The 10,287-nt window shown below is 61.2% G+C and carries 8 protein-coding genes; 5 read left to right on the top strand and 3 right to left on the bottom strand.

Going from position 1 to position 10,287, the window contains the following annotated elements; all coding sequences use genetic code 11:
- Positions 1 to 341: 341 nt before the first annotated feature.
- Together I2E13_RS02865 and I2E13_RS02870 are read left to right on the top strand one after the other, a co-directional pair.
- The gene (locus I2E13_RS02865) at positions 342 to 1,361 is read left to right on the top strand and encodes a M42 family metallopeptidase (RefSeq protein ID WP_117637363.1); all 1,020 of its coding nucleotides are present in this window, start codon (positions 342 to 344) and stop codon (positions 1,359 to 1,361) included.
- Between the two features lie 138 nt (positions 1,362 to 1,499).
- Positions 1,500 to 2,873 carry a HipA domain-containing protein gene (locus I2E13_RS02870; RefSeq protein WP_195404128.1) on the top strand — a complete coding sequence of 458 codons (1,374 nt, stop codon included), beginning with the start codon at positions 1,500 to 1,502 and terminating at the stop codon, positions 2,871 to 2,873.
- An 8-nt stretch (positions 2,874 to 2,881) separates the two neighbouring features.
- On the opposite strand, the gene mnmA is transcribed toward I2E13_RS02870, so the two are convergent.
- The gene (gene mnmA / locus I2E13_RS02875) at positions 2,882 to 4,105 is read right to left on the bottom strand and encodes a tRNA 2-thiouridine(34) synthase MnmA (RefSeq protein WP_267472463.1); all 1,224 of its coding nucleotides are present in this window, start codon (positions 4,103 to 4,105) and stop codon (positions 2,882 to 2,884) included.
- A 57-nt stretch (positions 4,106 to 4,162) separates the two neighbouring features.
- Positions 4,163 to 5,101, bottom strand: coding sequence for a cysteine synthase A (gene cysK, locus I2E13_RS02880; RefSeq protein WP_195404130.1), 939 nt, complete (start codon positions 5,099 to 5,101; stop codon positions 4,163 to 4,165).
- A gap of 251 nt (positions 5,102 to 5,352) precedes the next feature.
- On the opposite strand from cysK, the gene I2E13_RS02885 reads away from it, so the two are divergent.
- A complete protein-coding gene (locus tag I2E13_RS02885) occupies positions 5,353 to 5,781 on the top strand; it encodes an RrF2 family transcriptional regulator (RefSeq protein WP_089572175.1) in 429 nt (142 codons plus the stop codon).
- Between the two features lie 140 nt (positions 5,782 to 5,921).
- On the opposite strand, the gene I2E13_RS02890 is transcribed toward I2E13_RS02885, so the two are convergent.
- Positions 5,922 to 6,287 carry a phage holin family protein gene (locus I2E13_RS02890; protein ID WP_055250947.1) on the bottom strand — a complete coding sequence of 122 codons (366 nt, stop codon included), beginning with the start codon at positions 6,285 to 6,287 and terminating at the stop codon, positions 5,922 to 5,924.
- 324 nt (positions 6,288 to 6,611) lie between these two features.
- Between I2E13_RS02890 and I2E13_RS02895 the strand changes: the two genes are divergently transcribed.
- A complete protein-coding gene (locus I2E13_RS02895; protein ID WP_022094855.1) occupies positions 6,612 to 6,911 on the top strand; it encodes a YerC/YecD family TrpR-related protein in 300 nt (99 codons plus the stop codon).
- 221 nt (positions 6,912 to 7,132) lie between these two features.
- Positions 7,133 to 10,285, top strand: a complete 3,153-nt coding sequence (locus I2E13_RS02900; RefSeq protein WP_195404131.1) for a PD-(D/E)XK nuclease family protein — start codon at positions 7,133 to 7,135, stop codon at positions 10,283 to 10,285.
- The last annotated feature ends 2 nt before the right edge of the window (positions 10,286 to 10,287 follow it).

The raw sequence follows: 10,287 nt of genomic DNA on the forward strand, positions 1-10,287 counted from the left end.
ACCCCGGAGGAGTTCCGGAATCAGGCCCTCGCGGCCTAGTCGCTATTTAGGGCGTCCAAGATTTGGGACGCAGTTCACGTTGCGCGGCGGGGTCTTTTACATCCTGCGGAATGCGCCCGGAGGGAAGCCCGGGACCGCCTGCGTTCTTTTCTCAGATGCCGGGGTGCCGGAAAGGCGGGATGTGAGGGGCGCATTGTTGGATGGCGCCTTGTATCTGCTTATCGTGGCGGGCGCAGTTCTGAAGAGCTCGATGGGTCATCTCGCTAGGTAAAAAGATGGCTCGCGGTGGTATTGTTGCTGTGGGTTTAATTCGATATGAAAGGGTGACTTTGGTGTCCAAGATGGATTCTACGCTCTCCTATATTACTGACCAGTTGAAGGCGCTTACCTCGATTGCTTCACCTACGGGCTATACCCGTGCGGCTACTGACTATCTAATGGAAACGTTGCGCGATATGGGCTTTGGCCCCGAGCGCTCCAATAAGGGCAACGTGTTGGTTGAGCTTGGTGGCGAGGGTGAGCCGCTCGTACTGGCGAGCCATGTCGATACCCTGGGCGCCATGGTACGCTCCATTAAGGACAATGGTCGCCTGCGCCCCACGACGCTCGGCGGGCACCAGTGGTCTACGGCCGATGGCGAGAACTGTACCGTCTACACACGCGATGGCAATGTCTACACGGGCGTGGTCCTCAATACCGAGCCTTCGGCGCATGTGGCCGATGAGCCGGTCAAGACCATCGAGAAGAACATGGAAATCCTGCTCGACGAGAACGTTGACAGCAAGGACGATGTGCTCGAGCTGGGTATTCAGACCGGCGACATCATCGCTATGGATCCGCGTACCACGGTGACGGAGAGCGGCTACATCAAGAGCCGCTTCCTGGATGACAAGCTGTCGGCGTCGATTCTGCTGGGCCTGGCCCGCGCCGTTGCTGGCGGCGAGGTGACGCTTTCGCGCAAGGTGTCGCTGCTCTTTACCGTGTACGAGGAGGTTGGCCACGGCGGTGCCTTTGTGCCGGCCGACACGCGCGAGATGATCAGCGTTGACATGGGCTGCGTGGGCGACGACTTGGGCTGCACCGAGCGCATGGTGTCGATTTGCGCCAAGGATTCGGGCGGCCCCTACAACTACGATCTGGTGACCACACTGTCCAATATTGCGCGCGAGCTGGAGCTCGATTACGCCATCGACGTGTACCCGCATTACGGTTCCGACGTCGAGGCCACGCTTTCGGCCGGCTATGACATTCGCCATGGCCTGATCGGCCCAGGCGTGTATGCGAGCCACAACTACGAGCGCAGCCACATCGACGGTGTGCGCAACACCTTCGAGCTCGTCCGCGCCTACGTACAGCGCTAAGGAAGCAGTTTGCGACTCGGCTGACCAATCGATAAGGCCCGATCTCTCGGGCCTTTTTTCGCTTTAGGTCATTTAGTATTATGATGTAAGTAATCTATTAACTAAACGCGTAAATTACTTAACGAGGTGATGCGGCATATGAATACATCTGAGTACTTATCTATGGGTGATGCCGCCCGCCTGTTGGGCGTTACGAAAGCCCGCATATCGCAACTTGCCGCATCGGGGACGCTTGTGTGCGATATTGTGGGCGGCCGGAAGATGATCGAGTACAATTCTGCGACCGCCTACCAAAAGGTCCGCAAGCGAGGACGCCGTCCTGCGGCCGATGTGGGACGCAAGTTTACGCTGATGTCGGCCGACCATGAGGTCGCGCATGTCTCATTTGATCCGACGCGTGAGTTTCCCTTCGAAATCGCCGAGGTCCTCGATGCGCAACGAATGCCGTTTGGCACATGCTCGAGCTCTTCTCCAACGGTGAATAAGCGGGAGCTCAACGCGTGGTGGGGGCATCGGTCGGTGCCCGATGTTCGCCCCGGGCTTATCTCGCGCTACCGCGAGCTGGGAATTGTCAACGGCGTTGAGGCGCCGGTTCAGTGCCTGGGCCTCTCGCTTTCGGATTGCTATTGGCTGCGGCCGGCAGAATGCGATGGGCTCGAATGGCGAAACCTCAATTACTTCGAGAATGATTTTGAGCGATCGGCGCCCGAGGGGCGTTCGGGTTGGCTGGAGGGCATCGGTCTTAAAAATCCCGACAACACATCCGAGGGCGAGCTTCCTAAATCGTGGATGATTCGCAACGGTGTTCGCGTTCTGGTCAAGGGGTGCGGCATGGACGACCAACGGCCCTTTAACGAGGCGGTTGCAACGGCTCTGCATTGTCGCTTGCTTTCCAAGGGGGAGTTTGTTCCTTACACGGTTGAGCGCATGTTCGATGGCCCTGTGTGTCTGTGCGACGACTTTCTTGACGGCCGCGAGGAATATGTTCCGGCTGTTTACGTTAAGAACGCCCTTGGTGGCCAGCGAGGAAGTTCGACGTACGACCGGTACTGCCGCTTTCTTGGTAAGCATGGAGCAGACGAGGCTGCCGTGAGAAGGTCTATGTCGCAGATGATCGTTTGCGATGCCCTTTTGGCCAACAGCGATCGCCATTGGCGAAACTTCGGCATCATCCGCAATGTCGACACCCTGGAGATAAAACCTGCTCCGCTGTTCGATAGCGGCAACTGCCTGTGGTACAACGTACCAACTGCCGTGCTCGCAGCTGGGGAGTTTGGGTTTTCCGCTAAGCCGTTTGGGCCCGACCCTTCCGTCCAGCTGGCGCTTGCGGATTTGCTCGATTGGTTCGATTCATCGCGGCTCAACGGATTTGTTGATGAGGCGATCGAGATTCTTTCGCAGAGCAAATGGGCCACGGCGGAGGGTCGACTCGAGGCCATCCGCCGCGGCCTCGAGCGTCGCGTAATCGAGGTTGGTGCCGCTGTTGAGGTACTTCGACACGTGCAGCGATAAACCCGCGGCTACTTAAGTGCGCCGGTCACGGTGCCGCCGCCCAGGACGATGTCGCCGCGGTAGACTACAACGGCTTGGCCGGGGGCGATGGCTCGCTGCGGCTCGTCAAAGGTCAGCAACATTTGCCCGTCTTCGCCGCGCGTAAGGGTCGCTGCCTGGTCTTTCTGTCGGTAGCGGTACTTGGCGCCCACGCGAATGCCGCCGGACGTGAGCTCTACCTCCATGTGGTCGGCAGGGGCGCTCCAAATCCAGTCGTTGGCCGTGAGCGCCGTGGCCGTCAGGTCCTCGGCCTCGCCCAGATGCACAGTGTTGTTGACGGCGTCGACACCCGTTACGTACACGGGATGCGCCATCGCGACGCCCAGGCCCTTGCGCTGGCCGATGGTGTAGCGCAGCGCGCCGTTGTGGCGCCCGACCACGCTGCCGTCGCGCCACACAATGTCGCCCGGTGCAGCGGGATGTCCGCAACGGCGCTCGATATAGCCCGCGTAGTCACCGTCTGGAATAAAGCAGATGTCCTCGCTTTCGGCCTTCTGGGCGTTGGTAAAGCCCTGCTCGGCGGCTATGCGGCGCACGTCGCGCTCTTTGTCTAGGCCTGCTAGCGGAAAGATCGTGTGCGCCAGGCGCTCCTGCGTGAGCGAATACAAAAAGTAACTCTGGTCCTTTTTGGGGTCCTCGCCGCGATGCAGCTGCCAGGTGCCGTCGGGCGCCTGGCTCGTTTTGGCATAGTGGCCTGTGGCGATGTAGTCGCAGCCCATATCCAGCGCCGCATCCAGCAACGCGCCAAACTTAATATGGCGGTTGCAGATGATACACGGATTGGGCGTCAGCCCCTCCTGGTAGGCGTTCATAAAACGCTCGACAACGTTGCGGTCGAAGGTTTGCTGCAAGTCGAGCACGTGATGGGGTATCCCCAGGCGCTCGGCGACGGCCTTTGCATCGGCGATGTCGTGGTCGACCTTACTCATGCCCGTGGCGGGATCGGGCGCGGGGCAGGTGAGGCGCATGGTGGCACCGACACATTCGTAACCCTGACTTTTGAGCAGATACGCGGTCACGCTGGAATCGACGCCGCCGCTCATGGCGACGAGCACGCGCTTGTTGTGCATGGGGAGGTTCTCCTTGGTGGCATGTGGCCAAAAAAGAAAAGCGGCGCGGGAGGCTGGTTCCGCGCCGCAGACATTGTAGCAAGTTCGGGCGTCCTGTGGGACACCCTGTTGGGATGAGCTCAGGCTGCCAGAAGAGAGGGGAGACCGGCGTGCCTTGGACTCGTTCTAAGAACGAGAGCTCTAGTCCTGGAAGAGTGCCGTGGACAGGTAGCGCTCGCCGGTGTCGGCGAGCAGCGCCACGATGGTCTTGCCCTCGTTCTCGGGGCGCTTGGCCAGCTGCAGTGCGGCCCACACGGCGGCGCCGGACGAAATGCCCACGAGCACGCCCTCCTTGTGGCCCACGGCGCGGCCGGTGGCAAAGGCGTCGTCGTTCTCGACGGGGATGATCTCGTCGTAGACCTGGGTGTCGAGGACGTCGGGCACAAAGCCGGCACCGATACCCTGGATCTTATGCGGGCCGGCCTGGCCCTTGGAGAGCACCGGGGAGGTGGCGGGCTCGACGGCGACGACCTGAATCTCGGGGTTTTGCTCCTTGAGGAACTCGCCCACGCCGGTCACGGTGCCGCCGGTGCCGACGCCGGCGACGAAGATGCCGACCTTGCCGTCGGTGTCGTCCCAGATCTCGGGGCCGGTCGTGGCCTTGTGAATGGCCGGGTTCGCGGGGTTCACAAACTGGCCGGCGATGATGCTGTTGGGGGTCTCCTTCTGCAACTCTTCGGCCTTGGCGATAGCGCCCTTCATGCCTTTGGAGCCGTCGGTGAGCACGAGCTGCGCACCGTATGCCTGCATCAGCTTGCGGCGCTCGACGGACATGGTCTCGGGCATGGTGATGATCACCTTGTAGCCGCGGGCCGCCGCCACCGAAGCGATGCCGACGCCGGTGTTGCCGCTCGTGGGCTCGATGATGGTGTAGTCGCCACCGCGCACGAGCTTGCCGGCCTTCTCGGCCTCGTCAATCATGTTCTTGGCGACGCGGTCTTTGACGGACCCGGCGGGGTTGAAGTATTCCAGTTTGACGAGCACACGGGCCTTGAGGTCCTCGTCGGCCTCGAAGTGGGTGAGCTCCAGAAGCGGGGTGTGGCCGATAAGCTGATCGATGGACGTGTAAACATTGCTCATGGTGAACCTCCAAAGTGTTCAAATGACTGGATACCGTGTGGTTTTACGGTGTGTGTGACAGCAAAACCCACAAACCTTATAGGTTGTTCGTTTTGCTGTTGGCAAGCATAGTAGACAGTAAAGCCTAGTAACGCAATAGGAAATAGAAGATTATTACGAGTCGATTAACCATCTTGACGGGAATAGGTATTTTCAAAACCAATTTTTCGGCTAGAATTTCTACGAATTAAAAGACCGAAAGGCAGCTATATATGTTGGTTTCCACAAAGGGCAGATATGCCCTACGCGTTATGGTCGACCTGGCCGAGCATCAGGCGGCCGGTCGCATCCCGCTCAAAGAGATCGCGGCGCGCCAGGGGATTTCGGAGAAGTACCTCGAGAATATTCTGGCTACGCTCGTGCGCGCCAACATGCTCTCGGGCATGCGCGGCAAGGGCGGCGGCTATGTGCTCACGCGCCCGCCCGAGCAGTACACGGTGGGCGAGATCCTGCGCCTGACCGAGGGCAGCCTGGCGCCGGTCGCCTGCCTGGATGGCGACTGCAAGGGTTGTTCGCGCTCTGACGAGTGCCCCACGCTCGACGTGTGGAAGAACCTGGACAAGCTTATCAACGACTACCTCGACGGTGTGACGCTCGATCAACTTGTCGCTCCCAACGAAGGCTACGACTACGTGATCTAGCCCACCTGCCATTTGGGGACGGGGCGGAAATGGCAGATTCTCTCGCCCTTTGAGACTTGGCAAATAAGAAGGCCGCCCATTTTTGTGATGGGCGGCCTTCGTTTTGGGCTGTTGAGACGGGCGCGGCCGGAATGGCCGTTTTAGCCCTCGGCGATGCTGTCAAGGATGCTGCGCATGATGGACACCAGGATGCTGCCCATAAAGGCCGATCCAAAGCTGGCGATGGAGATACCCGCGCCCAGCAGATTGACCGACAGATAGCTGGCCAGCTCGAGCATAAAGCTGTTGACTACGAGCTGAAAAATACCCAGCGTAATGATCGTGAGCGGCAGCGAGATAACCGTCAGGAACGGCTTGACGAGCGAATCGACGATGTTCAAGAACAGTCCCACGAAGGCGAAACAGACCCAGGCCTCGGCAAAACCGAAGGGCTGGATGCCGGGGACGAGGAACGTGGCAATCGCGATGGCGATAGAGGTAAAGAGCCAGTTAAGCATAAAGCGCATGGTGTGAATCCTTTCTTGCGCAGGGTGCGTCGGTGTCGCGTGAAGCGGTTTGCTGCGGCAGCTTGGACGGCCGCTCGGGTGTGCCGCCTTGTTCGGCCGCCCATTGTCTCAGATATTCGTGGAGCTTACGTGCGCATTCGGTTTCAAAACGGCGTTCGTCCTAGAAAACGCGCCGCTGGCAGAGAGTTTTGTCGCTTTAGTTTGGTGGTGTGCTAAACTGCTACGGGCAAAAGCCACAGGCGTTGCCCTATTGCATAGAACGGGCGAACGATGCCCGATGTCAGTATCAACTTCGATGCCTTTTGGCGGGTTTGGCGGTGATCGATGAATATCGAGAACATGTTTGACAAGCCTGATGTCAAGCAGCTGGTCCACGCATTTAGTCTTTTGGATGACGAGAAGGATATCCAGGCGTTTTTGACCGATATCTGCACGCCGCGCGAGATCTGCGATCTTTCGCAACGTCTGCAGGTTGCGCGTTATCTGGATGAGGGCGAGCCTTATGTTGAGGTTCAGGCCCGCACCGGCGCTTCGTCCACTACGGTGAGCCGCGTTTCAAAGGCACTCAACGGCGAGTACGGCGGCTATCGCAAGATCCTCATCAAGCTGGAGGATGGCGAGTAGGCCAGCGGTAAAAACGAATTGCGCAGAACCGTCCCTTCGGGGGCGGTTTTTTTGATCCTTTGGGGACGGAGGAAAACGGATCACTGGGTTAGACTGACCTCCTCGGTGATCCATTTTCCTCCGTCTCCAAGGGGTCAAATCTGTTGGCGTGGGGCAAATCTGTCCGCGCGGGCGGGTAGGATGGAAGCATTGAATATTGCGAACGGTTTGAGTGGAGGACCATGCCTGTTCGAATCTATACCACCAACGCCGGCGCGGATTTGAGCGATGCCGAGGCGGCGCTGCTTGCCGACCTTATTGCCCGCCACGGGCGTGCCGTGCTGCTGGCGCCAACGTTTGCCGAGCTCGACCTGTGCCGTCATGATGCGGCGGAAGCCGGCGTTTCGCTGGGTATTGACTACAAGACGCCTACATCGTGGCTTCGCTCGCTTTGGGAGCTTTTGGGCGACGGGCGCGGTTTCGTCGACAACCTGCAGCGCCAGATGCTGTTTTCGGACATGGTAGCGCGCCTCGACGACGCCGACCTGCAGCCGCTTTCGCGCAGCCAGGGCACGGTGCGTATGCTCGCGCGTATGGCTCGCGATGTGCTGCCGGGTGTGGCAGGGACAGGTGCCGAGCGTTGCTGCGACAACGTTTGCAAGCCCAAGCCCAAAAGCGACGCCGAGGCTCGCGTGTTTGAACTTTTGTGCGCCTATGCGCGCGGTTTGGACCGTCGAGATATGGTCGAGCCCTGCGAGGCGGCTGACATTATGGCCGGCGCTTTGGCCGACAACCTGCCGGGGTGCGCCCGCGCCGTTTGCGTGCGCGGCGTCACGTCATTTACGTATAGCCTGCTCGAGCTGCTGTCCGCCGTGGCAAACAACGGGGGAGAGGTTGTCGTGCTGCTCGCCCGCGAGCAAGCGGCGATGCGTGAGGAGCTGGCCACGGCATTTGATGTCCGCGGTGTGCTGTTTGAGATCGCGCCGCTGGGGGAGGGCGCCGCCGCGCCCCAGACTGCCTCCAAGTCCGCTGCTCAGCCTGCCTTTATTGAGGTCGCCGGCCCCCATGCCCGTGCCCATGCTTATGCGGACGTCATCGATAAGTTGGTGAAAGCGCACAAGGAGTCCAAGGACGATAAAGCTGCTGCAACACCCGCCGACCCCGTACGCGTGCTCGTTGTTTCTGCCCGGGCACCCCAGCTGTTCGGCGAGCTTGCCGCTCGTTTGGCGGCGCGCCACGTTGCTGCCGAGACGGCCGAGTTCACGGCGTTTTCCCAATCCATTGCGGGCAGGCAGTTCACGGCGCTCGCCAACCTGATCGAGCGTATGAAGGCCGCTGACGAAGGGGCAGCTTCTAAGACTGAGTGGTGGCCCGCTCCGGAGCTTACCGACTGGATTTACAGCCCGCTTTCGGGTGCCGACGCCGCCAGCGCGCGCACGTTCGACAAGAATATGCGACTGTCGCGCAGCAAGACCACTGCGGGCGTCAAGAGCCTGCTGCAGAGCGTGCAGGGCCAGGTGAGGGGCGCGCGTAAAGCGGCGAGCGACGAGAACTGGCTTAAGAACGTGCCGTGCGTGATCTCGGACGTGTTCCAGGCGCTGTGGCGCGACAAACCCGTGACGGCGCTCAAGGCCATGCTTGCCGTTGCCGAGGCACTGCCCGATCGCGCACTTGGCGGTCTCGACGGTCAGGCCCGTCGCCAGGCGGAGGTGGCCCTGCTGTGCCACGTCATCGACATCCTTATGAATGGCGCCCGTGCGCTCGACGTGTCGCAGGCCGCGACCGTGCCCGTGCTCGATGACATTCGAACCAAGGTGGACAAGCGTAGCTCCGCCTACGATTACGAGACCTACGAGGTTGACCGTGCGCCACGCGCCCAGGTTCGCTTTGCTTCGCTTGCCGATGCGGCGGCTCTGCGCCCCGGCAGCTACGATGCCGTGCTGTTTGCCGATGTCGATCTGGACAGCTATCCGCTCTCACACGAAGAGGGGCCGCTGACCACGCTGACGGCGAGCCTCGGTCGCGAGGGCGTGACGCTTGAGCCTGCGGCCTTGCTGCGCGCACGCTTTGGCCGCGCGATACAAGCGTCGCGTGGTCCGGTTACGCTCGCCCGTGTGACCCACGATCGTCAGGCGCGCGAGTGCTATCCGGCGGCCGTGTGGACCGAGTTGCGGGCGCATGCCGAGGCCGCTAACGATGCTAAGGCCGCTGACGCCGACAAGGCCGCTGACGATGCTAAGGCCGTTGGCGCCGACAAGGCGAAGTGTGTGGGTGAGGGCGATATCGTAAGGGACTTTGATCCCGCGGCAGGCGAAGGTCTTAGGCGCGAGCGCGTGACCTGCGAAGCTCCTCAGCATCTGAGCGATGAAGCCATTCCGTATCTGGTCCTGCGTCGTCGCGATGGCGAGGGCGAGGATGCGCCGCTGGTGCCGCGCCTGACGTCTGCCTCGCAGATCGAGGCCTATTCGACCTGCCCGCTATGCTGGTTCGTCTCGTACCGCGTGAAGCCTCAGTCGATCGACGCTGGCTTTGGCAATATGGAGAAGGGCAACTTTGTCCACGACGTGCTGGAACACTTGCATGCCCGTCTGCCCCAGGAGGGCATGGAGCGCGTGACACCCATGAATCTGCCACGCGCGAAGGAGCTGCTGCGCGAGGTCTTTGACGAGACCCTGGCCGAGCATGCGGGCAAGCGCGGTACCGAGGGCCCGCTCGTGCCGCTCTCCCCGGTGGAGGAGCGCCAGGTGGCCGAGATTTTGCCGCAGCTGGAGGGCGTTCTTGCCTACGAGTCCGAGGCGCTCGCGCCCTTCGCGCCGCGCTACCTGGAGTTTGCGTTCAACGAGCTCCAGGTCGAGTATGCCGGCTGGCCGCTCGGCGGGCGCATCGACCGCGTGGATGTGGATGCCGAGAATCGCGCCGTGGTAATCGACTACAAGCATCGCACGGGCGTTGAGGAGTTTAAACTCGCCGACCCCACGGTGCGCGACGAGGAATCGGGCGAGGCCGCCATCGACGACCCGCGGTGGCTGCCGCCCCATACCCAGACGCTTATCTATGCGCAGGCCATGCGCCGGGCGCTGGATCTGGATGCCCGTGCGGCGCTCTATTTTTCGACCAAGGGCGGCAAACCGGCGCTGCGCGGCGCCGCGAGTGCCGAGTTGCTTGAGGAAGAGCGCGGCGACAGCCGCATCCCAGGCCTTAAGAAGGGCTTTCCCGGCGAGGGCGGCAACATGGACTTTGATGCGCTGCTCGATCGCGTGGAGACCGGCATTGCCGAGCGTCTGCGCGAGCTCGAGGCAGGCAACGTTGCCGCCGTCGACCCGACGTCGGCTCAGGCCGCGCATGCGCGCTGCTCGTATAACCACGAAGGAACGTTTGTAAGGAGGGACGTGTAGAC

The organism is Collinsella aerofaciens, from assembly GCF_015554145.1.
Lineage (GTDB): Bacteria > Actinomycetota > Coriobacteriia > Coriobacteriales > Coriobacteriaceae > Collinsella > Collinsella aerofaciens_AA.

Coding starts and splice junctions, on each gene's coding strand:
- I2E13_RS02865 (WP_117637363.1), top strand. CDS start 342: ATGGATTCTACGCTCTCCTATATTACTGACCAGTTGAAGGCGCTTACC.
- I2E13_RS02870 (WP_195404128.1), top strand. CDS start 1,500: ATGAATACATCTGAGTACTTATCTATGGGTGATGCCGCCCGCCTGTTG.
- cysK (WP_195404130.1), bottom strand. CDS start 5,101: ATGAGCAATGTTTACACGTCCATCGATCAGCTTATCGGCCACACCCCG.
- I2E13_RS02885 (WP_089572175.1), top strand. CDS start 5,353: ATGTTGGTTTCCACAAAGGGCAGATATGCCCTACGCGTTATGGTCGAC.
- I2E13_RS02890 (WP_055250947.1), bottom strand. CDS start 6,287: ATGCGCTTTATGCTTAACTGGCTCTTTACCTCTATCGCCATCGCGATT.
- I2E13_RS02895 (WP_022094855.1), top strand. CDS start 6,612: ATGAATATCGAGAACATGTTTGACAAGCCTGATGTCAAGCAGCTGGTC.
- I2E13_RS02900 (WP_195404131.1), top strand. CDS start 7,133: ATGCCTGTTCGAATCTATACCACCAACGCCGGCGCGGATTTGAGCGAT.